This is a genomic window from Azospira oryzae (assembly GCF_004217225.1).
GTDB lineage: Bacteria > Pseudomonadota > Gammaproteobacteria > Burkholderiales > Rhodocyclaceae > Azospira > Azospira oryzae.
This window is the reverse complement of sequence record NZ_SHKM01000002.1, coordinates 736,641-761,416: the sequence shown is the minus strand read 5'-3', so window position 1 is coordinate 761,416 and position 24,776 is coordinate 736,641. Positions and strand designations below refer to the sequence as shown.

At 68.4% G+C, this 24,776-nt stretch carries 28 protein-coding genes; 12 read left to right on the top strand and 16 right to left on the bottom strand.

Annotated features, from left to right (window positions below):
* Positions 1–38: 38 nt before the first annotated feature.
* Entirely contained in the window at positions 39–341 is a 303-nt protein-coding gene (cowN, locus tag EV678_RS12630) for a N(2)-fixation sustaining protein CowN (RefSeq protein ID WP_014235709.1), read from the bottom strand.
* A 136-nt stretch (positions 342–477) separates the two neighbouring features.
* Here cowN and EV678_RS12625 point away from each other — a divergent pair, with 136 nt between their 5' ends.
* Entirely contained in the window at positions 478–1,191 is a 714-nt protein-coding gene (locus EV678_RS12625; protein WP_014235710.1) for a LytTR family transcriptional regulator DNA-binding domain-containing protein, read from the top strand.
* 39 nt (positions 1,192–1,230) lie between these two features.
* Here the strand turns inward: EV678_RS12625 and EV678_RS12620 are convergent, their stop codons facing one another.
* Genes EV678_RS12620 through EV678_RS12605 form a run of 4 tightly spaced genes read right to left on the bottom strand, consistent with a single transcriptional unit; the run spans position 1,231 to position 3,663 of the window.
* Entirely contained in the window at positions 1,231–1,521 is a 291-nt protein-coding gene (locus EV678_RS12620; protein WP_130459762.1) for a DUF167 domain-containing protein, read from the bottom strand.
* The gene (locus EV678_RS12615) at positions 1,521–2,093 is read right to left on the bottom strand and encodes a YggT family protein (protein WP_130459761.1); all 573 of its coding nucleotides are present in this window, start codon (positions 2,091–2,093) and stop codon (positions 1,521–1,523) included. The genes EV678_RS12620 and EV678_RS12615 overlap by 1 nt, the downstream gene beginning before the upstream one ends.
* A 39-nt stretch (positions 2,094–2,132) precedes the next feature.
* Positions 2,133–2,945 carry a pyrroline-5-carboxylate reductase gene (gene proC, locus EV678_RS12610; RefSeq protein ID WP_014235713.1) on the bottom strand — a complete coding sequence of 271 codons (813 nt, stop codon included), beginning with the start codon at positions 2,943–2,945 and terminating at the stop codon, positions 2,133–2,135.
* Between the two features lie 13 nt (positions 2,946–2,958).
* Positions 2,959–3,663, bottom strand: coding sequence for a YggS family pyridoxal phosphate-dependent enzyme (locus EV678_RS12605; RefSeq protein ID WP_130459760.1), 705 nt, complete (start codon positions 3,661–3,663; stop codon positions 2,959–2,961).
* Positions 3,664–3,821: 158 nt separating this feature from the next.
* On the opposite strand from EV678_RS12605, the gene EV678_RS12600 reads away from it, so the two are divergent.
* Positions 3,822–4,865 (top strand): type IV pilus twitching motility protein PilT, encoded by a 1,044-nt coding sequence (locus EV678_RS12600; protein WP_014235715.1) that lies wholly within the window; start codon positions 3,822–3,824, stop codon positions 4,863–4,865.
* Positions 4,866–4,881: 16 nt separating this feature from the next.
* Entirely contained in the window at positions 4,882–6,018 is a 1,137-nt protein-coding gene (locus tag EV678_RS12595; protein ID WP_014235716.1) for a PilT/PilU family type 4a pilus ATPase, read from the top strand.
* Positions 6,019–6,102: 84 nt separating this feature from the next.
* Here the strand turns inward: EV678_RS12595 and EV678_RS12590 are convergent, their stop codons facing one another.
* The 3 genes from EV678_RS12590 to EV678_RS12580 are packed head-to-tail and all read right to left on the bottom strand — an operon-like array spanning position 6,103 to position 8,602.
* The gene (locus EV678_RS12590; protein WP_130459759.1) at positions 6,103–7,275 is read right to left on the bottom strand and encodes a THUMP domain-containing class I SAM-dependent RNA methyltransferase; all 1,173 of its coding nucleotides are present in this window, start codon (positions 7,273–7,275) and stop codon (positions 6,103–6,105) included.
* 11 nt (positions 7,276–7,286) lie between these two features.
* Positions 7,287–7,703 carry a CopD family protein gene (locus EV678_RS12585; protein WP_014235718.1) on the bottom strand — a complete coding sequence of 139 codons (417 nt, stop codon included), beginning with the start codon at positions 7,701–7,703 and terminating at the stop codon, positions 7,287–7,289.
* Positions 7,697–8,602 carry an NAD-dependent epimerase/dehydratase family protein gene (locus EV678_RS12580; RefSeq protein ID WP_130459758.1) on the bottom strand — a complete coding sequence of 302 codons (906 nt, stop codon included), beginning with the start codon at positions 8,600–8,602 and terminating at the stop codon, positions 7,697–7,699. Before EV678_RS12580 ends, EV678_RS12585 begins: the two co-directional genes overlap by 7 nt.
* 50 nt (positions 8,603–8,652) lie before the next feature.
* Here EV678_RS12580 and EV678_RS12575 point away from each other — a divergent pair, with 50 nt between their 5' ends.
* A complete protein-coding gene (locus tag EV678_RS12575; protein WP_130459757.1) occupies positions 8,653–9,666 on the top strand; it encodes a CDP-6-deoxy-delta-3,4-glucoseen reductase in 1,014 nt (337 codons plus the stop codon).
* Positions 9,667–9,687: 21 nt separating this feature from the next.
* Complete coding sequence (locus EV678_RS12570) at positions 9,688–10,860, top strand: EAL and HDOD domain-containing protein (RefSeq protein WP_014235721.1); 1,173 nt, start codon at positions 9,688–9,690, stop codon at positions 10,858–10,860.
* A 59-nt stretch (positions 10,861–10,919) separates the two neighbouring features.
* On the opposite strand, the gene EV678_RS12565 is transcribed toward EV678_RS12570, so the two are convergent.
* Positions 10,920–13,007 (bottom strand): EAL domain-containing protein, encoded by a 2,088-nt coding sequence (locus EV678_RS12565; RefSeq protein WP_130459756.1) that lies wholly within the window; start codon positions 13,005–13,007, stop codon positions 10,920–10,922.
* A gap of 316 nt (positions 13,008–13,323) precedes the next feature.
* Positions 13,324–13,620, bottom strand: a complete 297-nt coding sequence (locus tag EV678_RS12560) for a hypothetical protein (protein ID WP_014236041.1) — start codon at positions 13,618–13,620, stop codon at positions 13,324–13,326.
* A gap of 242 nt (positions 13,621–13,862) precedes the next feature.
* Between EV678_RS12560 and EV678_RS12555 the strand changes: the two genes are divergently transcribed.
* From EV678_RS12555 to EV678_RS12535, 5 genes are read left to right on the top strand one after another with little or no spacing between them, the layout of a single operon-like run.
* On the top strand, positions 13,863–14,414 hold the full coding sequence (locus EV678_RS12555; RefSeq protein ID WP_130459755.1) for an SCO family protein: 552 nt from the start codon (positions 13,863–13,865) through the stop codon (positions 14,412–14,414).
* Positions 14,411–14,746 carry a hypothetical protein gene (locus EV678_RS12550; protein ID WP_130459754.1) on the top strand — a complete coding sequence of 112 codons (336 nt, stop codon included), beginning with the start codon at positions 14,411–14,413 and terminating at the stop codon, positions 14,744–14,746. The genes EV678_RS12555 and EV678_RS12550 overlap by 4 nt, the downstream gene beginning before the upstream one ends.
* Positions 14,709–15,845 (top strand): ABC transporter permease, encoded by a 1,137-nt coding sequence (locus EV678_RS12545; protein ID WP_130459753.1) that lies wholly within the window; start codon positions 14,709–14,711, stop codon positions 15,843–15,845. Before EV678_RS12550 ends, EV678_RS12545 begins: the two co-directional genes overlap by 38 nt.
* Before the next feature lie 14 nt (positions 15,846–15,859).
* Positions 15,860–16,534, top strand: a complete 675-nt coding sequence (locus EV678_RS12540; RefSeq protein ID WP_130459752.1) for an ABC transporter ATP-binding protein — start codon at positions 15,860–15,862, stop codon at positions 16,532–16,534.
* 3 nt (positions 16,535–16,537) lie between these two features.
* Positions 16,538–17,542 (top strand): hypothetical protein, encoded by a 1,005-nt coding sequence (locus tag EV678_RS12535; protein ID WP_130459751.1) that lies wholly within the window; start codon positions 16,538–16,540, stop codon positions 17,540–17,542.
* 10 nt (positions 17,543–17,552) lie between these two features.
* Here the strand turns inward: EV678_RS12535 and EV678_RS12530 are convergent, their stop codons facing one another.
* The 4 genes from EV678_RS12530 to EV678_RS12515 form a co-directional block, all read right to left on the bottom strand.
* Positions 17,553–18,119, bottom strand: coding sequence for a nitrous oxide reductase accessory protein NosL (locus EV678_RS12530; RefSeq protein ID WP_130459750.1), 567 nt, complete (start codon positions 18,117–18,119; stop codon positions 17,553–17,555).
* Positions 18,120–18,171: 52 nt separating this feature from the next.
* Positions 18,172–20,535: a TonB-dependent siderophore receptor gene (locus EV678_RS12525; protein ID WP_130459749.1), complete on the bottom strand. Its 2,364-nt coding sequence runs from the start codon at positions 20,533–20,535 to the stop codon at positions 18,172–18,174.
* A 96-nt stretch (positions 20,536–20,631) separates the two neighbouring features.
* Positions 20,632–21,576: a FecR family protein gene (locus tag EV678_RS12520; RefSeq protein ID WP_130459748.1), complete on the bottom strand. Its 945-nt coding sequence runs from the start codon at positions 21,574–21,576 to the stop codon at positions 20,632–20,634.
* The gene (locus EV678_RS12515) at positions 21,564–22,061 is read right to left on the bottom strand and encodes an RNA polymerase sigma factor (protein WP_130459747.1); all 498 of its coding nucleotides are present in this window, start codon (positions 22,059–22,061) and stop codon (positions 21,564–21,566) included. The genes EV678_RS12520 and EV678_RS12515 overlap by 13 nt, the downstream gene beginning before the upstream one ends.
* Before the next feature lie 185 nt (positions 22,062–22,246).
* On the opposite strand from EV678_RS12515, the gene EV678_RS12510 reads away from it, so the two are divergent.
* Positions 22,247–22,852 (top strand): nitrous oxide reductase accessory protein NosL, encoded by a 606-nt coding sequence (locus EV678_RS12510; protein WP_130459746.1) that lies wholly within the window; start codon positions 22,247–22,249, stop codon positions 22,850–22,852.
* A 1-nt stretch (position 22,853) separates the two neighbouring features.
* Entirely contained in the window at positions 22,854–23,339 is a 486-nt protein-coding gene (locus EV678_RS12505) for a nitrous oxide reductase accessory protein NosL (RefSeq protein WP_014235734.1), read from the top strand.
* A 12-nt stretch (positions 23,340–23,351) separates the two neighbouring features.
* On the opposite strand, the gene EV678_RS12500 is transcribed toward EV678_RS12505, so the two are convergent.
* Together EV678_RS12500 and EV678_RS12495 are read right to left on the bottom strand one after the other, a co-directional pair.
* Positions 23,352–24,461 (bottom strand): hypothetical protein, encoded by a 1,110-nt coding sequence (locus EV678_RS12500; protein WP_130459745.1) that lies wholly within the window; start codon positions 24,459–24,461, stop codon positions 23,352–23,354.
* Between the two features lie 2 nt (positions 24,462–24,463).
* Positions 24,464–24,775 (bottom strand): metal-sulfur cluster assembly factor, encoded by a 312-nt coding sequence (locus EV678_RS12495; protein ID WP_014235736.1) that lies wholly within the window; start codon positions 24,773–24,775, stop codon positions 24,464–24,466.
* Position 24,776 lies beyond the last annotated feature (1 nt).

Sequence of the window (24,776 nt, the reverse complement as noted above, 5' to 3'; positions counted from 1 at the left end):
CTCTCCGGGCAGGTCCCTGCCCGGCTCCCATTCCCGCTCTAGCAGCACTCCAGTTCGGCCCGCTGCAGCAACTGCAGCCCTTCCGCATCGTCGAATTTCTCGAACAGTTCCTCGATGTAGTAGGTATTGGAACAGACCAGATAGAGCAGGTCCTCCGTCGGCTCGCCGCTGTAGTAGCCCGGCGGGATCTTGGCGACGAAGTATTCCCAGTACTTGTTGGTGCGCTCCGGCCCCTCGTAGTGGTGCAGCACCCGGGCCACCACCGCACAGGCGTTGTGCCAGCAGTCGATACCCTCGAAGGAAACGTAACGGTCCGCCGCGGCGGCTGCTTGTTCTGACATGGCCCATCCTCCCCTGATTGCAATGATTGACAGCCCATTCTGGGGAGCCCGGCCCTGGGCGGACAAGGGCCCCTGCACCAACGGCAGGCTTCTTGCATGAACGACATCATTCCTGCACGAACGACGGAAAGCCGACATGGAAAGCCTGGAATACCTGCTGCAGAAGATGGACCCCGGCGTGGTCATGCTGGACCGGGAGGGCCGCATCCGCCAGCTCAATCCCGCCGCCCGCCAGTTGCTGCAACGCTACCATCCGGCCCTGGAGGGCCGCGCCGTGGTGGACCTGCACCCGGAGCCGAGCCGGCGCAAGATCGCCTGGCTGCTGCAGGAGGCCGCCGCGGGCGATACCCCGGTGCCGGTGACCATGACCATCAACACCCCCGACCGGCCCCTGCTGCTCAGCATCAGCCGCCTGGAAAGCAGCGACGGCGCTGGCGAAGCCGCCGCCGGCTTCTGCCTGCTGCTCTACGACTACCGGGGTCTCACCGCCCTGCCCCAGGCCGCGGCGGAAGAAGGGCGCCTGGCCAAGCTGCCGGTGCTTCTGCAGGGCGGCACCGCCCTGGTGGACCCGGCGGAGGTGGTGCACCTGCAGGCCGAGGGCCATTACGCCCGGCTGTACACCGCCCGGGAATCCTTCCTCTGCCACCTCAGCCTGGCCCAGCTGGAGCGGCGCCTGGACCCGGAACAGTTCCTGCGCATCCACCGCCGCCACCTCATCGCCGTGGCCCACGCCGCCCGCCTGGAGCGCCAGGAGGGACGGCCCTCGGTGGTGATGGCCACCTTTCCCGCCAGCCGCCTGCCCATCGGCCGCAGCCGGGCCGCGGCCGTGGCGGCCCGCCTCGGCTGGTAGCCGCCTGCGCTACAACAGGGAATCGGAGAAGGGAAAAAGTCAGGCGTCGGGCAGCAGGCGCTGCACCGCGTCGGCCGGCGGCTCGGCCACTTCCACCACCTTGCGCCGGGAGGTCTGGCCGCTCTTCAGGCTGACGGCGCTCTTGGACAGACCGAGGCGGTCGGCGACGAAGGCCAGCAGGGCCGCGTTGGCCTTGCCGTCCACCGGCGGCGCCGCCAGGCGGATCTTCAGGGCGTCGCCATGGAGGCCGCAGACCTCCGTCTTCTTCGCCCCAGGCTGGATGTGCAGGGTGAGGAGCAGGCGGCCGTCGCCGCCGCGCTGGTGGAACATCAGAAGAGCAGGGGCATGAGGGCGGCCTTGGCGTAGGCCAGCAGCATCAGCAGCACCTGGGCCAGGACGATGGCCACCAGGGGCGACAGGTCCACGTTGGCAATGGGCGGCACGATGCGGCGCAGGGGCTTGAGCAGCGGGTCGGTGAGGGCGTGGATGGGGCCGGCCAGGGGCGTATGGGGATTGACCCAGGAAATCACCGCCTGCACCAGCATGAGGACGATGGCCGCCATCACCGCCATGTGCAGCAGTTCGAAGAAGCCCATGGCCAGGGCCGCCGTGACCAGGGCGCCGGCGCCGAGGGCAGCGCCACCCTTGACCGCCAGCATGGCCGCCTTGACCGCGGCCTGCAGCAGCCAGGCCGGCACCAGGCTGGCGAAGTCCAGGCCGAAGAGGCCGGGAATCGCCCGGCGCAGGGGCAGCACCACCCAGTTGGTGGTCTGCAGAACGAAGTGGCCCAAGGGGTTCTTGAAGGAAACCCGGCGCCACTGCATGACGAAGCGCAGCAGCAGCAGATAGCCGAAGAAACTGGCGACCACGTCGAGCAGGAAATTGAGGATGTCGAGCAGCATGGTGGGTATCCGTTCGGTTAGGGGCTATGGGAGCGGGGCTCAGTCGGCGCCGAGCTGCTGGCCCAGTTCCACGCCCCGGGCTTCGGCCGCCTTGACGCCGGCGATGATGCCGGCCTTGACCCCGGCCGTTTCCATCACCGCCAGGGCGGCGGCGGTGGTGCCGCCCTTGGAGGTGACCCGCTCCCGCAGCACGCTGGCCGGGTCCGGCGACTGGGCCGCCAGCTGGGCGGCGCCGAGCACGGTTTCGATGGCCAGGCGGCGGGCCTGCTCGTCGTCGAAGCCCAGGTCCTTGCCGGCCTGTTGCAGGGCCTCGATGAAGAGGAAGACGTAGGCCGGGCCGCTGCCGGAAACGGCGGTGACCGCATCCATCTGGGACTCGTCGGCGAACCACACGGCACTGCCGACGGCCTCCAGCACGCGCTGGGCGGCGGCGCGGCCGGCGGCGTCCACTTCCGGCAGGGCATAGAGGCCGGTGACGCCGGCGCCGATCAGGGCCGGGGTGTTGGGCATGGTGCGCACCAGACGGCGGTGGCCGCCCAGCCAGCGGGAGAGGGAGGCCAGGTTGAGGCCGGCGGCGATGCTCACCACCAGCTGGTCCTTGAGATGGGGGCCGATGGGGGCGATGGCCTCCTTCATGCTCTGGGGCTTCACCGCCAGGACGATGACGTCGCAGTCCCAGGCCGCCGCCTCGGCGCCGGCAAAGGTGCGCACGCCGTAGGCCGCTTCCAGCTTGCTACGGTTGTCGGCGTTGAGCTCCACCACGGCGATGTCGCCGGCGGCGAAGCCCTTGTTCACCAGGCCGCCGATGAGGGCATTGGCCATGTTGCCGCCGCCGAGGAAAGTGATCTTCATGGGGAAAGTCCTTCTAGGTCTTGGAGTAATCGCGGGCACCGAAAATGGCGGTGCCGACGCGGACAATGGTGGCGCCTTCGGCCACGGCGGCCTCCAGGTCGTGGGACATGCCCATGGACAGGGTGTCCAGGACCAGGCCCTCGGCCCGCAGCTGTTCGTAGAACTGGCGCAGGCGGCGGCAGGGCTCGCGCTGGGCCGCTTCGTCTTCTGCCGGCGCCGGAATGGCCATCAGGCCGCGCAGGGTCAGGTTGGGCAGGGCCGCCACGGCCCGGCACAGCTCGGCCGCCTGGTCCAGGTCGCAGCCGCTCTTGCTGGCTTCGCCGGAGATATTCACCTGGACGCACACCTGCAGCGGCGGCAGGTCTGCCGGACGCTGCTCGGAAAGACGCTGGGCGATCTTCAGCCGGTCGATGCTGTGCACCCAGTCGAAGCGTTCGGCCACGGGCCGGGTCTTGTTGCTCTGCAGGGGGCCGATGAAATGCCATTCCAGATCGCTGTGCCCTGCGGCCCGCAGCTGGTCGATCTTGTCGCAGCCTTCCTGCACGTAGTTCTCGCCGAAGGCCCGCTGGCCGGCAGCGGCCGCCTCGACCACGCACTCCGCCGGCCAGGTCTTGGCCACGGCCAGCAGCGAGACCGCGGACGGATCCCGGCCGCAGGCGCGGGCAGCGGCGTCGATGCGGGCTTTGACAGCTTGCAGGTTGGCGAAAATAGGCGTCATAATCGGGCGCTAAAACATGGGCAATCGTGGCGCGAAAGTATAGCACCGCCGGGCCGGAGCGCCCGGCACCGGGCCGGCGCCGCCGCCCTGCTCCAGTGCGCGCCGGGCGCCCCGTTTAGCTCCCATTCACTCCCGTTTTCCGCCTCCAAGGACCGTTGATGGACATCACCGAACTGCTCGCCTTCGGCGTCAAGAACAAGGCCTCCGACCTGCACCTCTCCGCCGGCCTGCCGCCCATGATCCGGGTCCACGGCGACGTGCGCCGCATCAACCTGCCGGCCATGGAGCACAAGGACGTGCACGCCATGGTGTACGACATCATGAACGACGGCCAGCGTAAGACCTACGAAGAGAACCTGGAGTGCGACTTCTCCTTCGAAGTGCCCAACCTGGCCCGTTTCCGGGTCAATGCCTTCGTCCAGCACCGGGGCGCCGGCGCCGTCTTCCGGACCATTCCCTCCAAGGTGCTGAGCCTGGAGGACCTCAACGCGCCGAAGATCTTCAAGGAGATTTCCGAATTCCCCCGGGGCATCGTGCTGGTCACCGGCCCCACCGGCTCCGGTAAGTCCACCACCCTGGCGGCCATGGTGAACCACATCAACGAAAACGACTACGGCCACATCCTGACCGTGGAAGACCCCATCGAATTCGTGCACGAAGCCAAGAAGTGCCTCATCAACCAGCGGGAAGTGGGGCCCCACACCCTGTCCTTCAACAACGCCCTGCGCTCGGCCCTGCGGGAAGACCCGGACGTGATCCTGGTGGGCGAAATGCGCGACCTGGAAACCATCCGCCTGGCCATGACGGCGGCAGAAACGGGTCACCTGGTGTTCGGCACCCTGCACACTTCTTCCGCCGCCAAGACGGTGGACCGGATCATCGACGTCTTCCCCGCGGCGGAAAAGGAAATGATCCGGGCCATGCTCTCCGAATCCCTGCGCGCCGTCATTTCCCAGACCCTGCTGAAGACCAAGGACGGCAACGGCCGGGTGGCGGCCCACGAGATCATGATCGGCACCCCGGCCATCCGCAACCTGATCCGGGAAGCCAAGATCGCCCAGATGTATTCGGCCATCCAGACCGGCCAGCAGTTCGGCATGCAGACCCTGGACCAGAACCTCACCGACCTGGTGCGGCGCAACGTCATTTCGCCGGCGGAAGCCCGCACCAAGGCGGTCAACAAGGACATGTTCGGCGGCTAGGCGCCGGGGAAGAATTATGGAAAGAGATCAGGCACTCAAATTCATCCAGGACCTGCTGCGCCTCATGGTGCAGAAGAAGGGCTCGGACCTTTTCATCACCGCCGGTTTCCCCCCCGCCATCAAGGTGGACGGCAAGATGACCCCGGTCTCCAACCAGGCCCTGACGCCCCAGCACACGGCGGAACTGGCCCGCTCCATCATGAACGACCGGCAGGCGGCGGAATTCGAATCCACCAAGGAGTGCAACTTCGCCATCTCCCCCGCCGGCATCGGCCGCTTCCGGGTCAATGCCTTCGTCCAGCAGGGCCGCATCGGCGTCATCTGCCGTACCATCAACACCACCATTCCCCGTTTCGAGGACCTGGGCCTGCCGCCGGTGCTGAAGGACGTGGCCATGACCAAACGGGGCCTGGTGCTGTTCGTCGGCGGCACCGGCTCCGGCAAGTCCACCTCCCTGGCGGCCATGATCGGCTACCGCAACGAAAACTCCTACGGCCACATCATCACCATCGAGGACCCGGTGGAGTACGTGCACGAGCACAAGAACTGCATCGTCACCCAGCGCGAGGTGGGCGTCGATACGGACTCCTGGGAAATGGCCCTGAAGAACACCCTGCGTCAGGCGCCGGACGTGATCCTGATCGGCGAAATCCGCGACCGGGAGACCATGGAGCACGCCGTGGCCTTCGCCGAGACCGGCCACCTGGCCATGGGCACCCTGCACGCCAACTCCACCAACCAGGCCCTCGACCGGATCATCAACTTCTTCCCGGAAGAGCGGCGCCAGCAGCTGCTGATGGACCTCTCCCTCAACCTGCGCGGCATCGTCTCCCAGCGCCTCATCCCCCTCAAGGACGGCAAGGGCCGGGCGGCGGCCATCGAGGTCATGCTCAACTCGCCCCTGATCTCCGACCTGATCTTCAAGGGCGAGGTCACCGAGATCAAGGAGATCATGAAGAAGTCCCGGGAGCTTGGCATGCAGACCTTCGACCAGTCCCTCTTCGACCTCTACGAGGCCGGCCGCATCAGCTACGAGGACGCCCTGCGCAACGCCGACTCGGTGAACGACCTGCGCCTGCAGATCAAGCTGCACGGCAAGGAGTCGAAGGACCGGGACCTGGCGGCCGGCATCGGCCACCTGGACATCGTCTGATACGGGCGCAGCCCCAAAGAAAAACGGCGGAAATCTCCGCCGTTTTTTATTGCCTGCGCCCACCGTGGCGGCGCAGCGCAATGCTTACTCCCCGGACTCTTCCTCGCCCGGCTTCTTGCGCCGGTTGAAGCCGGCCACCATCTTGAACTGGTACAGGCGGCATTCCAGGGCCCCGTTGTAGAGGGGCGTCTTCTTGCCCGGCTTGAGGCCGACGCCCTTGGGCAGGGCCGGGTCGGCGGTGAGGAAGTAGCAGGTCCAGCCGGCGTACTTCTGCTTGAGGGCGGTGCCCAGCTGGGGATAGAAGGCCAGCAGGTTGTCCAGCTCCTCCAGCCGCTCGCCGTAGGGCGGGTTGCAGATCATGAGGCCGGCTTCGGGCGGCGGCGCCGCCTCCAGGATGTCGCCCACGGCCAGATCGACGGCCGGCAGCAGGCCGGCCCGGTCCAGGTTGGCCAGGGCCGAACGGTAGGCACTGGGGGACACGTCGCGGCCGAACAGGGTCGGCTTGCCGGCGGGCTTGCGCTCGCCCTGCACGGCGGCGTTCTTGAGGCGCTGCCACAGCTGGGCGTCGAAGCCCTTGAGGTTCTCGAAGGCGAAGCTGCGGCGGGCGCCGGGAGCGATGTTGCAGACCTGCTGGGCCGCCTCCAGGAGGAAGGTGCCGCTGCCGCACATGGGGTCCAGCAGCACGGTGCCCGGCTGCCAGCCGGCCAGACGCAGGATGCCGGCGGCCAGGTTCTCCTTCAGCGGCGCCTCCACCGTCTTCTGCCGGTAGCCCCGCTGGTAGAGGGGGGCGCCGGTGGTGTCCAGGTACAGGGTGCAGTCCTCGGCGGTGAGGAAGGCGTGGATGCGCACTTCCGGTTCCCGGGTATCCACGCTGGGGCGCTCGCCGCACTGGTCGCGGAAGACATCGCAGACCGCGTCCTTGATGCGCAGGGTGATGAACTCCAGGCTCTTCAGGGGCGACTTGATGGCGGTGACGTACACCCGGATGGTGCGGCTGACGTCGAAATGGCGGGGCCAGTCGATCTTGCTCGCCTGCTTGTAGATGTCCTCCTCCTTCAGGTACTTGCCGAAGGAGAGCTGCAGCATGAGCCGGGTGGCGATGCGGGAGTTGAGGTTGGTGCGGTACACCGTCTCCCAGGTGCCGCGGCAGGCGACGCCGCTGGCGACGATGCGGATGTCGCTGGCGCCGGCGGCGGTGAGGTCTTCCGCCAGCAGGGCTTCCAGACCCCGGGGACAGGTTGCGAAGAGTTTGAACATGGAAGCAGCTTTCAGAAGGGTTTGAGGACGACCAGGAAGACCACGACGAAGAGGATCAGCACCGGCAGCTCGTTGAACCAGCGGAACCAGACGTGGCTGCGCCGGTTGGTACCGGCGGCGAACTGCTTGAGCAGGGTGCCGCAATAGGCGTGGTAGCCGATCAGCACCAGCACCAGGGTCAGCTTGGCGTGGAGCCAGCCGCCGGCAAAGCCGTAGCCGAGCCACAGCCAGGTGCCGAAGACCAGGGCCAGCACGCCCAGGGGGGTCATGAAGCGGAACAGCTTGCGCGCCATGAGCAGCAGCCGCTCCCGCTCCGCCGTGCTGTCCGCCGGCACCATGGCCAGATTGACGAAGATGCGCGGCAGGTAGAAGAGGCCGGCGAACCAGCTGGCGACGAGAATGATGTGCAGGGCCTTGAGGATCAGCATGGGGTTTTCTCCGAGAGGGCGGCGGCAATGCCGTCATCCACGTGGGGGTAAAGCAGGTGGTAGCGCAGTTCTTCTTTCAGGCGCCGGTTGGCCAGGCGCCGGGACTCGCTCATGAAGGACAGCTGCAGGGGCGACAGCACGGCAGCCGCCTCGGCCCGGCTCAGGCGCGCCGGGCGGGGCAGGCCGAAGGCATCCGCCACCCGGTCGAAATACTCGCCCATCTTCAGGCAGGAATCATCGCTGGCGTTGTAGCAACGGTTGGCCCGGCCCCGCACCAGGGCCGCCGCCGCCAGACCGGCCAGGTCGGCGGCGTGGATATGGTTGGTGAACACGTCGTCGGCCTCCACCAGGGCCGGGGTGCCCGCTTGCAGCCGCGCCAGGGGCAGGCGGTCGGCGGCGTAGATGCCGGGGGCGCGCAGGATGCTGACCCGCACCCCGTTGTCGCGGCCCCAGCGGCGCAGGGCCTGTTCGGCGTCCAGGCGCCGCTGGCCCCGGGGGCTGCGGGGGCGCGGCGGGGCGGTTTCGTCGGTGGCGGCCCCGGCCCGGTCCCCATATACCCCTGTCGTACTGATATAGGTGAGGGCCTGTGGTAGACTTTTCCGTGACTTATTTCCGCCTGCCGCCTTGCCCAGAGCGGCCAGCAAGTGCCGCGTGCGGGTATCCCGCAGGCCCCGGTCGGGCGGAGGAGCCAGGTGCAGGACCTGATCGAACACGCCGGCCAGGCGCCCCAGGGTGGACGGCCGGTCCAGGTCGCCAGCCAGCGGCACGGCGCCGGCCTGCCGCCAGCGCTGGTGCTGGGCCGGGTCCCGCAACAGGGCGAAAACGCGATAGCGCCGGAGGAGTTGGGGCAGGGCGCGCCAGGCCACATCGCCGCAACCGACAATCAATAATCTTTGCACCGCGGCATTTTAGCCGGTTCGGTGCCTTTGGAAGTCGAAAAAGGGGAACCATGAGCTTTTCCGTCACCATCGAACCCGGCCAGCACCATTTCGCGGCCGAATCCGACGAGACCATTCTGGAAGCCGCCCTGCGCCAGGGCCTGACCATGCCCTACGGCTGCCGCGACGGCGCCTGCGGTGCCTGCAAGGGCAAGGTGCTGTGCGGCGAGGTGGACCACGGCAAGTCCCAGCCCCACGCCCTCACCGAGGCCGACAAGGCCGCCGGCCTGACCCTCTTCTGCTGCGCCAAGGCCAAGACCGACCTGACCCTGGAATGCCGGGAAGTGCGCTCCGCCAGCGACATCCCGGTGAAGACCCTGCCCTCCCGCGTCGAAAAGATGGAGAAGGTGGCCGCCGACGTCATGGTGCTGCACCTGCGCCTGCCCGCCACCGAGCGCTTCCAGTTCCTCACCGGCCAGTACGTGGACATCCTGCTCAAGGACGGCAAGCGGCGCAGCTTCTCCCTGGCCAATGCGCCCCACGACGATGCCTTCCTGCAGCTGCACATCCGCCTGGTGCCCGGCGGCCTGTTCACCGAACACGTCTTCAACGGCATGAAGGAGCGGGACATCCTGCGCCTCAACGGTCCCCACGGCAGCTTCTTCCTGCGCGAGGATTCGGACAAGCCCATGATCCTGCTGGCCGGCGGCACCGGCTTCGCCCCCATCAAGGCCATCGTCGAGCACGCCCTGTATACCCAGAGCAAGCGGCCCATGGTCATCTACTGGGGCAACCGCAACAAGGCCGGCCTCTACATGGACGAGCTGCCCGCCCGCTGGGCCGCCGAACACAGCCACATCATCTATGTGCCGGTGCTTTCCGAGCCGGCCGCCACGGACGGCTGGAACGGCCGTACCGGCCTGGTGCACGAGGCCGTGATGCAGGACTTCCCGGACCTTTCCGGCCACCAGGTGTACGTCTGCGGCGCCCCGGTCATGGTGGAGGCGGCCAAGCGGGACTTCACCGGCCGCTGCGGCCTGCCCGAGGCCGAGTTCTTCGCCGATTCCTTCACTTTCTCATCCTGATTTCCAGCCCCAGGAGGCGTCATGCCCGCCGAGGTCTTCATCACCCGCCAGCCCCTGGTCAACCGCCAGAGCAAGATCATCGCCACCCGGCTGCGTCTTTCCTTCCCGGCCGGGGTGGATCCCATGCCGGCCGCCGCCGAAGGACTGGGCGCCCTGGCCGACGTCTGGCCCCAGGGGGAGAAGTCGGTCTTCGTCAGCAGCGGCGCGCCCCTCTCGCCGGAACTGCTGAACTGGGAAATCCCCGCCAACGCCACTTTGGAGGTCCATCCCTTCGCCCTCACCACCGGCGACGGCACCCTCCTGGGCGAGTTGAAGAACCGCAATCCTTCCCTCTGTCTGGATTTCGGCGAGGATGCCGGTGAAGCCCTGGCCAGCGGCCTGCACTTCCGCTTCATCGGTTTTGACGTGGATGCCTATACCCCGGCCCAGATGGCCGCCCTGGTGGCCAAGACCCAGCAGGTGGGCATTCCCGTCGCCTTCAACGCCGATACACCGCAGGAATTCCAGGCCTGCATGGATGCGGGCGTCTCCGCCGCCGCCGGCTGGTTCTTCAAGAACCTGACGGCGCCGGCCGGCAAGACCCTCAACCCCAGCCATGCCCACATCGTGCGGGTGCTCAACCTGGTGCGCAACAACGAGGACACGGGCAAGATCGAAGCGGCCCTGAAGCAGGACGTGGCCCTCTCCTACAAGCTGCTGCGCTACATCAACTCGGTGGGCTTCGGCCTCTCCTGCGAGATCCAGTCCTTCAAGCACGCCGTCACCATCCTCGGCTACGAGAAGCTCAACAAGTGGCTCTCCCTGCTGCTGGTTACCGCCTCCAAGGACCCCATGGCCCCGGCCCTGATGCACACCGCCCTGACCCGGGCCCGCCTCATGGAGGCCCTGGGCCACGGCGTGGTGGACAAGTCCGAGTACGACAACCTGTTCATCACCGGCGCCTTCTCCCTGCTCGACCACATGCTGGGCGTGCCCATGGAGCAGGTGCTGGAAGCCATGCACCTGCCCGAACCCATCAGCGAGGCCCTGCTCGGCCGCGGCGGCCTCTACGGCCCCTTCCTCGACATCGCCCTGGCCTGCGAGGACGGCGACGGCACCCGCCTGATCCAGCAGGCCGGCCTGCTGGGCCTCTCCGCCGCCCAGATCAACAAGGCCCAGCTGGAAGCCCTGAGCTTCGCCGACAAGATGGAATAAGGGCTTGCCGGCCTAGGCCGGCAAGCCCTGCGTCATCCGCCCCCATTTCCCTCCCCGACTCAGGCGGCGCCGACCTCCGCCTCGTCCGGCTGCCGCCGGCAATAGGCCAGGCAATCCGCCTCCGCCAGGGGCGGGCTGTAGTAATAGCCCTGGAAGACATGGCAGCCCAGATTGGCCAGGGCCTGCTTCTGCGCCGCCGTTTCGACGAATTCGGCGACGATGGCGATGTCCCGCGCCTGGCCCAGGGCCGCGATGGCCCGGATGATGTCGCCATTGGTGGCACTGTGCAGCACATCCCGGGTCAGGGAACCGTCGATCTTGATGACGTCGATGGCGAAGCGCCGCAGGTGCAGCAGGGAAGTGTGGCCCATGCCGAAATCGTCCATGGCAAGCTTGAAGCCCATGCGCCCCAGGGCCTGGATGTTGCTGTCGATCACCGGGTCGTCGGGCATGACTTGGGATTCGGTGATTTCGATTTCAATCTCCGCCGGCTGCACCGGCGTCTCGGCCATGAGGCGAGCGATGCGCTCGGCGAAATCGCCGTGGGCCAGCTGCAGGGGCGACACGTTGATGGCCAGGCTCAAGCCGGCAAAGCCGCTCTGGTTGAGGTGCGCCTTGAAGGCCAGGGCCTGGCGGAAGACCCACAGGCCCAGTTCGTTGATCAGCCGCCCCTCCTCCGCCAGGATCACCGCCATGGCTGGGGAGACGGAGGGGTGGGGTGCCTGGGGCCAGCGCACCAGGGCCTCGAAGCCGAGCAGGCGGTCCCGGCAGTCGTGCTTGGGCTGATAGTGCAGCAACAGCCGGCCATGGCGCACATCCTCCCGCAGCAGGCCCAGCACCCGCCGGCTGATGCTGCCCACTTCGTCCAGGCGCCGGATGGTGGATGTCTTGCTCGGCCGGTTGCCCAGCACCACTTCCGCCGCCCGCCGGAAGAGCCGGTCTTCCCGCGCCAGGCGCCGGGCCTCCGCCCGCCGCACGAAGGGCCAGTAAATGCCGATGCTGAGCAACAGCCCCAGCGCCTGCAGCAATACGCCCTTGATGGAACCGGTCAGCAGCCAGCCGGAGAGGAAGGGCGGAGTGGTCCACGGAATGCTGACCGGCAGCAGCTGCAGCCAGCCGGAACTGACGGCGGCCACGGCCAGCAGGGCCAGCAGCACCGGCGTCAGGACGAAGGGCAGCAGGTAGAGGGGCGACAGCACCACGGGCAGGCCGAACAGCACCATTTCATTGATGTTGAACATGGCCGGCAGGGTCGCCACCCGGGCCACCTTGAGCAGGGAGCCGCTGCGCGACTGCAGGTAGATGGCCACCAGCAGGCCCAGGGTGGCGCCCGACCCGCCCATCAGGACGAAGGCGTCGAAGAGGGAGCGATTCACCAGGTAGCCGCCGGGCAGGTTCGGCACGGCGACGAAGAGATCGAGGCCGAAGGTGTCCAGGATGTGGCCGCCGTGGATGCCGACGAACCAGAACAGCTGGTTCACCAGGGTGACGAAGGTGATGGCCAGATAGTGGCCTTGGGCGCTCTCCCGGGCGCCTGCGGCGACGCCGTCGAAGAGGGCCTGGGGTGTGGGCAGGGCGGCCAGGAAGCTGGCCACGGCCAGCACGATCAGGCCGGACACGGCGGTCGGCACACTCAGGCGCAGGGCATTGTGCACCGCCAGGTCCGCATCCCGGGTGGCGCTGATGAGGGTCAGCCAGGAGCGGCGGGCGGACCAGCGCATGAACTCGGCGGAGAAGAGGCCGACGCCGATGCCCACCAGCATCAGGTCGTAGCCGAGGCCGCCGTGGTGCTGGAAGATGGCCAGGGTGGCGAGCATGAAATTGATCAGGCTCGACAGGCCCACCGCCATGATCGACGGCCCGTCGTCCAACGGCTGGCCGACAGGCAGACGCTGGCGCAGGTGGATGGCCACCACGACCGCCAGGGAGAGGCCGAAGACGCCGTGGGTGCCGCCGATGATGAGATCGAGGATGCCGGAGAAGGCCTGGCCGCTTCCGCCCAGCAGGAATTGCTGGAAGGCGGGCAGGGGAAAGTTGCGCGCCAGCACCGCCAGCACTCCGAACAGGGTCAGGGGAATCAGGGAGACGAAGGCGTCCCTGATCGAATAGATCCAGATTCTCGCGCGGCGCGACAGCTGCGATGTCATTCGGCCCCCGGGTGCCCGTTATTGGTACTGCTCGGTTCTTGTGTAGTCGGCCTCGGGCAATGCGGGAGGCTACATACAGGCGATGCCGCCAGCCCCTGCTGGTTGTGTTGGAATGGGGCCGCGGCCGGCGACAGACGGGGCCCATGGTTGCCATGGCCCGGCCAAGCGCAGGCGTCATTATTACAAAGTCGTACCCATTTTTACATTGATGTCGTCATCGCGATGGCGGGCGGACAAAAGAAAAGGGCGCCGGATCGCAGGATCGGGCGCCCTCGTGCAACGGGCCATTCGCGGCTGCCCCGGGGCAGCCCAGCGCTTACTTCTTGGCGGGTTCGGCAGGCTTCACTTCAGGCTTGGCGGCCTCGGCCTTTTCAGCCTTCTCGCCGGCCTGCTCGGCCTTCTTCTCTACCTTCTTGTGGCCGTGCTTCACGGCCGGCTTGGCCTCGGCCTTGGCTTCCGCCTTCACTTCGGCCTTCGGTGCTTCCACCGCAGCCTTGGCCGGTGCGGCAGCAGGCGCCGCAGGAGTGGCGGGGGTGGCCGGCGTGGCGGGAGCCTGGGCGAAAGCAGTACCGAAAGCAGCGAAGAGGGCAACAGCGATGAGGTTCTTGGTCATTTCTCTATCTCCTGATATTTGGCTTGTCCTTCCGGTCGCGAAACCATTTCGCTCCCTTGAGGGCAATAACGCCAACCACCAACCTCCGGTTTGCAGGTGAACGGTAACTCCCCGTAACGCCGTGTAACGCGGCCCGGCGCCGGGTGCTGCGTCAATTTGTCGCAGCGCCGCCAGGAGCGCCTTCATTACCATGGCGCCTTGACCAAGCTCGGTGACCGCCGGTCGCCCATTCGTCCCAGCCCGTGCGCATCCTTCCGTTTCTCGCCCTGCTGTTCCTGCTGGGCGCCTGCCAGCCCGCCGCCGAATCCCGGGGCACGGGTGTGCCCGTCGAATTTCATCTGCAGACTGCCGCCGGCCCCCTCGACAGCCCCGCCGCCGACGGCCAGGTGCGCCTGCTTTTCTTCGGCTACACCAACTGTCCCGATCTTTCGCCCACGGCCCTGGCCACCGGCGCCCAGGCCCTCAATAGCCTGACCCCGGCGGAACGGGAGCGGGTACATCTGGTCCTGGTGACGGTGGACCCGGAGCGGGACACGCCCGCCGCCCTGCAAGGCTATACGGCCTTCTTCCACCCCCTGCTGGTGGGCGCCAGCGCCCCGCCGGCCCAGACCGCAGCCCTGGCCAAGGCACTCGGCACCGGCTTCGAGAAGCAGGCGCCACGCCCCGACGGCAGCTACTTCGTGGACCACAGCGGCAGCAGCTACCTGCTCGACGGCAGCGGCCGCCTGGCTGCCACCCTGCCCCCCGGCGCCTCGCCCCAGGAGATGGTGGCCGCCATCCGGAGCCTGTTGTGACGCGGCGCCCCTCGGCCCGCTTCGGCGCCTTCCTGGCCGTGCTTCTGTTGCTGTTCCTGTCCATGCTGGCCGACGCCCGCCGCCTGGCACCGCCGCGGCAGCAGGAGCAGGCCGCACGGGCCGCCCTGGTGCAGCAGCTGGGCCTGAGCGACCTGGCCCTGTTCACCGAGGCCCGCTACACCCGGCACCTGTCCCTGGCCGATCTCCATTCGCCGTTCCAGGACCATCCCCTGGCCCTGGACCACTTCCCCTCCGGCTCCGTCGTGCCGCCGCCCCCCGCCCGTCTGCCCCACTATGCGCCCCTGGATCGAGAAACAACGCTACCTGATTGACTACACCCTGGCCGCCCTGGCCCGGCGCAAGGCCCGCAACCTGGGCCTGCTGGCGGTCTATGCCCTGCTGGTGTTCATGCTGGCCTCGGTCTCCCTCTTCGGCCAGGCCCTGCGCCAGGAAGCGGCGGCGGTGCTGGCCGACTCGCCGGAGGTGATCCTGCAGCGCCTGGTGGCGGGGCGCCACGACCTGATCCCGCCGGGCTACCTGGAGAAGATCGGCCGCATCCGCGGCGTGCAGCACCAGCAGGGACGCCTGTGGGGCTACTACTACGATCCGGTGAGCAAGGCCAACTACACCCTGCTGGTGCCGGCCGCTGAGGCGCCGGCGCCGGGCCATCTGCGCCTGGGCGCCACCCTGGCCCGGGAGCGGGGCCTGCAGGCGGGCCAGCCCCTGTCCCTGCGCTCCTACGGCGGCAAGCTGTTCACCTTCACCGTGGACGAGGTGCTGCCGGCCAGCAGCGAACTCATCAGCGCCGACCTGGTGCTGCTCGGCGAGGCCGATTTCCGCGCCTTCTTCGACTACCCGGCCGGCCACTACACGGACATCGCCCTGTCGGTGGCCAATCCCCAGGAGGTGCGCAACGTGGCGGCCAAGCTCAGCGCCGCCCTGCCCGACGCCCGCCCCATCCTGCGCGAGGAGATGCGCCGCACCTACGCCAGCCTGCTGGACTGGCGCGAGGGCATCGCCCTCGCCCTGCTGGCGGCGGCCCTGCTGGCCTTTGCCATCCTGGCCTGGGAGAAGGCGTCCGGCCTTTCCGCCGACGAGCGGCGGGAGATCGGCATCCTCAAGGCCATCGGCTGGGAGACCGGGGACGTGCTGCGCATGAAGCTGTGGGAAGGCCTGCTGATTTCCTTCAGCGCCTTCCTCCTCGGCCTGGTGGGGGCCTATGTCCATGTCTTCCACTTCGGCGCCCGCCTCTTCGAGCCGGTGCTGAAGGGCTGGGCGGTGCTTTATCCCCGCTTCACCCTGGTGCCCCAGCTGGACGGCCTGCAGCTGTTCACCCTCTTCTTCTTCACCGTGGTGCCCTACACCGCCGCCGTGCTGGTGCCCATCTGGCGCGCCGCCATCATCGATCCCGACGCGGCCATGCGCGGCTGACCGGGGGACCTGCCATGATCCAGCTCACCGACATCCACAAGGCCTTCAACCAGGGCCAGCACAACGAATACTGGGCCCTCTCCGGCATCGACCTGGAACTGGAGGCCCGGCGCGTCACCGCCTTCCAGGGCCCCAGCGGCTCGGGCAAAACCAGCCTGCTGACCATCGTCGGCTGCCTGGCCCGCCCCACCCGGGGCCGGGTGCGCCTGCACGGGGAAGACATTTCCGGCCTGCCGGAACGCTTCCTCACAGAAATCCGCCGCCGCACCTTCGGCTTCGTCTTCCAGCAGTTCAACCTGATCCGGGGCCTCTCGGCTCTGGACAACGTGATGCTGCCGGCCTACCCGGAGGGCAAGCCCCACGCCGAACTGCTGCAGCGGGCCGAGGTCCTGTTGGCGCGCCTGCAGCTGGGCCACCGCCGCCATGCCCGGGTGGAGTGGCTGTCCGGCGGCGAGCAGCAGCGGGTGGCCATCGCCCGGGCCCTGATCAACGACCCCGAAGTCATCATCGCCGACGAGCCCACGGCCAATCTGGACACCACCCTGTCCAAGCAATTTCTCGCCATCCTGGAGGAGCTCAGCGGCGAGGGCCGCACGGTGCTGCTGACCAGCCACGACCCCCTGGTGATCAAGTCCAGCGCGGTGCACCGGGTGGTGGGCCTGCGCGACGGCCGCCTCTGCGGGGATTGAGCCATGCTCTTCCAGCCCTCGGTCATCGCCCTGCTCCTGGCGGCCACCCTGTCCCTGGTGATGGTGGCCGCCGCCGCCCCCTTCGCCTGGCAGATCCTGCGCCGCTGGGACCTGGGCAGCGGCAGCGAACTGCAGCTGCAGCTGGAGCGGCGCACCTACCTCTTTTCCACCCTGGCCGCCTTCGTCTGCGCCAGCCAGCTGCTGGCCCTGCTGCTCTTCGTGTTCACCGCCGACCGGCTCTCCGCCATGTTCGTCGGCGCCATGTGCGCCGTCGGCGCCCTCAATGCGCATGCCTGGGGCTTTCCCGCCCTGTTGCTGCAGGTCGCGCTATTCTTCCTCGCCGCCCTGTGGCTGGTGCTGAACCACGTGGACACCCGGGCCCGCAACTACCCCCTGGTGCGCCTCAAGTACGCCCTGCTGCTGGGCCTGACGCCCCTGCTGGCCCTCTCGGCCTGGCTGCAATGGTCCTATTTCCGAGGCCTCAAGGCAGACATCATCACCTCCTGCTGCGGCAGCCTCTTCTCCGGCGACAGCAACCACGGCGTCGCCGGGGAAATGGCGGGACTGGCGCCCCTGCCGGCCATGCTGTGGTTCTACGGCAGCCTCGGCCTGGCCGCCCTGCTCACCGCCTGGCACGCCTGGAGCGGCCGCCTCGGCCTCCTGGCCGGGCTCAGCAGCGGCGGCGCCTTCGTCGGCGGCATCGCTGGCATCGTTTCCTTCCTCTCGCTCTACCTCTACGAGCACCCCCACCACCACTGCCCCTTCTGCATCCTCAAGCCCGAGTACGACTACCAGGGCTACGCCCTCTACCTGCCCCTGTTCGCCGCCACGGCGGCCGGCATGGGCAGCGGCGTGCTGCAACTGGTGCGCCGGGTGCGAGGCCTGGAGCAGATCGCCCCGGCCGCCTCGCGCCGTCTGGCGACGGTGGCGGCCTGGGGCTTCGGCCTGCTGCTGTGCCTGGCCGCCGGCATGATGGCCGGCTCCCGGCTGGTGCTGCTGGAACCCTGAACGGCGCGCCTCAGCTGGCGGCGCCGTCCTTTTTGCGACGCAGCCGCTCCTGGTCGTTGCGGTAGCGGCGGCCCAGCTGCTCCGCCTTCTCCGCCATGGATGCGGCCAGGGCCTCGTCGAAGGTGGCCAGTTCGCCGCCCTGCTCCTGGCGCACCCGCTGGGCCACCACCGGATCGGCAAAGACGTACTTGCTGCGCCGGGTCATGGTGCCCGGCAGGCGACTGCCCAGCAGATAGGTGGCGGCGGCGACATCCACCAGGGGCTTGGGCTCGCCCTCGGCGCCGAAGTCGGGCCCGTAGATGGCCTTGAAGCCCCGCCGCCGCTCCCGCAGCATCATCTCCGCCGTGCATTCCAGGGAGCAGGTGCCGTCCACGTGATCGTCGGCGTAATGGGTCAGGTGACGGGCGTAATGGAAGCGGCGCCGGTCCATGTTGCAGACGACGCAGCGGGGATACTTTTCCAGCTCGTGGTCCAGGGGCGCCGGGTCGGCGCCGGGCTCGGCAGCGGGCTCGGCCGCCTCGGCCTGCCCCACCACCGTCAGCGCCAGAAGTCCTTTGAAAAGGGTACGGCGATCCATATGCATTCCTCCAGGCAGAAGGACCGGGAGGGCTGCCCGGTCCCGGGGTTGGTCAGTAGCGGGCGCGGAAGGTCAGCATCAGGTTGCGCGGCTCGCCGTAGAAGTTGTAAGCGGTGAAGGTGCCCACCGTGGCGTAGTAGTTCCGGTCGAAGAGATTGTTGGCGGCCAGGCTGAGCGAGTAGTTCTTGTCGATCTGGTAACCAACCAGGGCATTGACCACGGCGTAGCCGCCCTGGGTCTCCACATTGCGGTTGCCGCGGGAACTGCCGGCGCCGCTGCTGACGATGGTGCCCAGCCCCAGGTTGAGGCCCCGCAGGCTGTCCTGGTTGAAGCGGTAGTTGGCCCACAGCTTGAGGCTGTCCCGCGGCGACTGGATGGAGTACTCCTTGCCCTGCAGGGTCCGGTCCGACAGGTAACGGGTTTCCAGGCGGGTATAGCCCGCCATCAGTTCCAGGCCGGCCATGGGGCTGCCGCTGACTTCGGCTTCCCAGCCCTTGCTCTCGATTTCCCCGGCGTTCAGGTAATAGGGCGTCGAGGCGGCAGGGTAGGCCGGGTCCCGGTAGGCCCGGTTCTTGTCCCGGATGTTGAAGAAAGCCAGGGAAGCATTGAGGCGGCCGTCAAAGAACTCACCCTTGCTGCCGACCTCGTACTGCTTGCCGACGCGGGGATCCAGGGCGTTGCCGTCGGCCTTCAGCTGGGTCTGGGGCACGAAGATGTCCGCGTAGCTGCCGTAGAGGGAAATCTGCCGGGTCACATCCACGATCAGGCCGCCGTAGGGCGTGAACTGGTTGTTGGCCTGGGCACCGTCACGCCAGGCGGATTGGGTGGACGGGGAAACGTTACGACTCTTGGCCTTGAAGTTGGTGGCCCGGCCGCCCAGCACCAGGGTCACCGGGTCAGCCAGGCTGAGGCGCAGCTGGGAATAGACGCCGGACTGGGCCCGCTCGCTTTCGCTGCCGGAGGTGTAGGTAAAGGAAGGCTCCGGCAACGACGCGGCATCGGCCAGGGAAACGTTGGCCACGGTGGACGCACTGCCGCTCTTGCTGCGGCTGTTGTAGACCTCCGCGTTGACCCCCAGCAGCAGGTTGTGGGTCCGGCCGAAGAGGTCGAAGGGACCATTGATGAAGGCATCCAGGCCATCCCGCCGGTCGTCGCTGGTGTATTGGCTGCGGTTGTAGGCATCCACGGTGCCGGTGGCCCGGTTCACCCCGGAGCTGGGCCAGGCATCCTTGGAGAAGGCATTCTGGGTGCGGTGGCTGTAGGACGCCTTGGCCACCCATTTGTTGGCGAAGCGATGCTCGACGCTGGCCGAGGTTTCCTCGGTGTAGTAGCTGTAGACCACCCAGTCCGGCACCACGTTGGTGGAACGGTCCACCTTGAGGAAATTGCCGTCCTTGTATTTGGGCAGGCCGGAGGAAGGCGCCTTGCTGCGGCTGTCCTGGGCGGCAAAGGAGAGGGACAGGGTGGTGGCGGGGGAGAGATCGTATTCCAGGGCGCCGAAGGCCAGCCACTTGTTGGTGCGGGCCCGGTCGTAGTAGTACTGGCGATCCTCGTCGCTGACCACCAGCCGGCCCCGCAGGCTGCGCTCCGCGTTGAGGGGCGCGGTGATGTCGCCCTCGACCCGGTTGTTGTTCCAGGAGCCGGTGGAGGCCGTGACGGCGGCGGCGAAGGTATCCCGGGGGCGCTTCTTCACCAGATTCACCACCCCGCCGGGTTCGCTGGTGCCCTGCAGGATGCCGGCCGGACCGCGCAGCACCTCGACCCGGTCGTACAGGGCCAGGTCGAACTGGTGCACCGCCGTCAGGCCCGAGTGGGAAGGCACGCCGTCCTGCATCACGCCCAGGGAAAAGCCCCGGGACAGGTACTGGGACTGGGTGGTGTCATTGGCGATGACGTTGACCCCGGTCACCTGCTGCAGGGCATCCACCATGGTGACCATGCCCTGGTCGTCCATCTGCTGCCGGGTGAGGACGGACACCGACTGGGGAATCTCCCGCGGCGTCAGGGCCACCTTGCCGGCCACGGTGGCAGCGGCCGCCGCATAGGTGCCGCTGCCTTCGGTTTCGGCCCGCAGGCGCTGGCCGTGCACCAGCACCTCCGGCAGCACATTGCCCGAGCGGCTGCGCCGCTGGATCACGTAGCTCCCCGGGGCGGTGCTGTGGAAGACGAAGTCCGTGTCCTGCAGCAGCTTCTGCAGCGCCGCTTCCGGCGTCAGGCTGCCTTGCAGGCCCCGGCTGCGGGCGCTCTGCAGTTCCGCCGCGTCGAACAGGATCTGGATGCCCGTCTGCCCGGCCAGACCCTGCAGGGCCTCGGCCAGGGGCTGGGGCGCCAGGTCCAGCGTACGCGCCCCCTGGGCCCATGAGTTCCCCGCCACGGCTGCCGTCACCAGCGCCACCATCCCCATCATTTTTTTCATTGCTCGCCTTTCACTCACTGAGACTCCGGCTGTTTGCCGGCATGGGGAGTGAGACGTTGGCGCACTGAAAACCCTGACACGGGTGGGCAAAAATATTTACTCGGCACCGCCGCGGCGCAGCAGGTAGGTGCGGTCCCGGCCCTCTTCCCGGGCCAGGGGATAGAGCAGCAGCAGGGCGTCGAGCAGGCCCTCCCGGTCCGCCATGCGGAAGCTGCCGCTGATGCGCAGTTCCGCCAGGGACGGGTCCTGCAGCAGCACCGGACGCTCGTGCTGGCGATTGACCTGGGCCAGGGCCTGGGCCAGGGGCGTGGCCTGGAAAATCCAGCGCCCATCGAGCCAGGGCGCCACCTGCCCCGGGGCCACCGGCTGCACTGCGCTGCTGCCCTGGGGCCCGTGCTGCCATTGCTGGCCGCCCCCGATGGCCACGGGGGCGGCGCCGAGATGGGCTTCCACCCTGCCTTCCAGCACCCGCACCGCGAGGGACTGGCGCTCCCGGCTGACGGCGAAGGTGGTGCCGATGTCCCGCAGGGTGGCGGCGCCGGCCTGGACCGAGAAGGGCCGGGCATCGGCGGCGACGACGAAGCGGGCCTCGCCCCGCTCCAGGAACAGGCGGCGCTGGTGCTGCGAATACTGGATGCGCAGGACGGTGTCGGCGTTGAGGTCGAGCCGGCTACCGTCCGCCAGCAGTTCGCTGCGCATTTCGCCCACCGCGGTCTGCAGGCACTCCTGGCGCTCCATGGCCGGCAGGCCGAGCAGGGCGCCGCAACAGGCGAGGCCGGCCAGCCCGGCGGCCAGGGACTGGCGCCGGCTGCGGCGGCGGGGCTTGAGGCCGTCGAGCTGGCGCCACAGTTCCTGGAAGCGGGCGTACTCCCGGGAATGGCGGGGGTCGGCGGCCAGCCAGGCCTCGAAGCGGCGCTGCTCGGCAGCGGAGCATTCCGGCCGCTGCAGACGCAGCAGCCAGCCCGCCGCCTGCTCCAGCACCGCCGGCAGGGGCTGGTCTTCAGGGGGCGTGCCGCAGGCGGACATGGTCAGTGCAGGCACAGGCGCAGCTGCACCAGGGCCCGGATCAGGTGTTTTTCGATGGCATTGACGCTGATGCCGTATTCCCGGGCCAGGTCGGCCTGGCGGCAGCCGTCGAACTTGTGGCGCAGGAACACCTCGCGGCAGCGGGGCGGCAGCTGTTCCACCGCCACCGCCAGGCGGGCCAGGGTCTGCCGGGCGCTGGCCACCTGCTCCGGACCGGGGCGGGGGCAGGCCTGTTCGGCGCAGTCTTCCAGGGGCAGGATTTCCCGGGGACGGCCGGCCTGGGCCCGGTAGTGGTCCACCGCCAGGTTGGCGGCGATGCGGTAAAGGAAGGCCCGGGGATTGCGGATGGCGTCCTTGCCGTCGCTCAGCATCATGCGCAGGAAGGTTTCCTGGGCCAGTTCCCGGGCGACTTCCCGGCAGGCCACCCGCTGGGCCAGGTAATGGCGCAGTTCGGCGACGTGCTGCAGGTAGAGATGGGCGAGCGCTTCACCACCGAGCATGGGTGGCTATCCATTAGGGCATAGAAAGAAGATCGCCATGCTAGAGCACGCCCCGCCCCGCACAAATGCGACATAGGGTCGCACTGCCGCCCGCAGAGCCAGGCAGGGCGCGGCAATTTGCCGCACTCCGGCACTTTCGCCAACGCTTATATTCGGGGTCTGTTTTTCAGCAAGGGAGATAAGAAATGGATCGTCGCCAACTATTGAAGCTGTCCCTGGCCGCCGGCGCCGGGCTCGCCGCCACCACCGGCACCGCCCAGGCCGCCGCCTGCGACACGGACCGCACGCCCCAGCAGTTCATTCCCAAGACCGGGGCCGATGCCAAGCCGCTGGACAAGGAATTCGAGAAGTATCCCAAGTGTCCCTACTGCGGCATGGACCGCAAGGAACACCACAAGGCCCGCATGCTGGTGCAGTACAGCGACGACCTGGCCGACGGCGTCTGCTCCATCCACTGTCTGAGCCTCAGCCTGGGCCTCAACATCGACCGGGAACCGAAGCAGATCTGGGGCCCCGACTACGGCTCCGCCGCCGAACCCCGGCCCCTGGTGCCGGTGGACAACCTGGTCTATCTCATCGGCGCCGACCTCAAGCACGCCATGACCAAGCGCAGCAAGCATTCCTTCGCCACCCCCAGCGTGGCCAAGGAATTCCAGGCCAAGTACGGCGGCAGCCTGGGCAACTTCAACGATGCCCTGCGCGAAGCCTATCTGGACATGGCCGGCGACGTGGCCATGATCCGCAGGAACCGGGAAGAACGCCGGCGCAAGGCCGCCCAGGCCAAGGGCTGAGATGGGACGCCGCCTCCTGGCGGCCTGGCTGCTCTGCGCCTGGATGGGTATCCAGGCCGCAGCGGCAGCCGCCGCGCCGCCCGCCAAGCCCGGTCCCCGGGACACCTGCCCGGTCTGCGGCATGCTGGTTTCCAAGTATCCCAACTGGGTCGCCGTGGTGCAGTGGAAGGACGGCCATGTGCATTTCTTCGACGGCGCCAAGGACATGTTCAAGTTCCTCCAGGACCTGCCCAAATACGCCCCGGGCCACCGCCCCGGCGACATCGAGGCCATCCTGGTGACCGACTTCTACAACCTGCGCCGCGTTGACGCACGCAAGGCCCTATTCGTCCTCGGCTCCGACGTGCTCGGTCCCATGGGTCACGAACTGGTGCCCCAGGCCGACCGGCTGGATGCGGAAGAATTTCTCAAGGACCACAAGGGCAAGCGCATCGTGGACTTCGGCCAGGTGACCCCGGCCCTGATCCGCCAACTGGACGCCGACTGAAACCGGCCGGACTCAGGGGGCGGCGCGCCGTCCCCTGAGCACGCTGCCCACCATGGTCAGCACGAACAGCAGCAGGGCCAGGCCGTTGCCGGCGCCGCCCCAGGGCCGCAGCCCCGATTCGGGCAGCAGGTCGCCCAGCAGGCGCAGGGCCAGGCTGCCGTGCAGCACCAGCAGGGGCCCGTAGAACACCGGGTGGTAGGGAATCTGCACCCGGGCCACGGCGGGGAAGATGATCGGCGCGTGGCCGAACACCATGGAAAAGACAAAGCCCACCAGCAGGGCATGCAGGGCTGCGTCGTAGTGGGGCCCGCTGCCATTGAGGGCGCCGCCGCCGAGCAGCAGGCCGCCACCCAGGGCCAGCCAGAAATATCCCAACAACAGACACACCGCGATGAAGCGGGTCAGACCCTGCTGCTTCACCGTGCGCCGGGCAATGTCCTGTTTCAACAGCCACAGAGCCAGGGCCAGCAGGCCGAGCCCGGCCAGGGCCGTACCTGCGTCCGGCAGCAGGGGCGTCAGCAGCGCCCCCAGCAGCACCAGGGCCATGAACAGGGCGAAGAAGCGCTGCGCCAGGGGCGATGGCGGCAGGAAGCGGGAAAGCTCCAGGCGCTCGCCGGCAATGGTCAGGGCCAGGAAGGCGACCCAGGCGATCACCACCCGGGGCACCGGGAAGCCGGCCAGCCACAGGCCGTTGCCCAGCAGCCAGGAAGCGGCGCCCAGGGCCAGGGTCAGGTTGTGCAGGGCGGGCTGCTGCCGCCACACCCGCAGGGAGGCCAGCAGCAGGATGACGGCAGCGCCGCAGGCCAGGCCGCCGGCCACCGCCGGCGGTGCGCCGAGCAGCAGGGCCAGGCCGGCAGCACCGGCCAGGGCCGGCCCCAGGTAGGCCCAGCCGGTGGCTAGGGCCACCGCCCGTTCCAAGGCGATGACGGTGCCGAAGAAGGCGCTGACCATGAGGGGGCCGTGGAAGGCGGCGCCCTGGGCCGCCAGGGAGGCGGGCAGGGGAAAGGCCCAGCCCAGGCGCCACAGGCCTCCGCCGACGCCGACCAGGAGGGCGGCCATGGCCAGCATAAGCAGGGGCAGGCGTTGCAGGGGACGCAGGCCGCCCCGGTGGGGGGCGTTCATGGCTACTCGCCCCAGCCCAGGGTGTCCTTGGCCTTGGGGCTCATCAGAGCCGGCGACCAGGGCGGCTCCCACACCAGCTGCAGGTCCAGGTCGTAGGGTTCCGGCACCAGGGGCTCCAGGGCCGCCCGGGCCTCGTCCATGACCAGGTCGCCCATGGGGCAGGCCGGGCTGGTCATGGTCAGGCGCACCACGACGCCGTTGTCGCCGATATCGATGCCGTAGACCAGGCCCAGGTCCACGATATTCACCCCGACCTCCGGATCCACCACCTGGCGCAGGACGGTGCGCAGGGCTTCTTCAGTCGGCAGGGACATG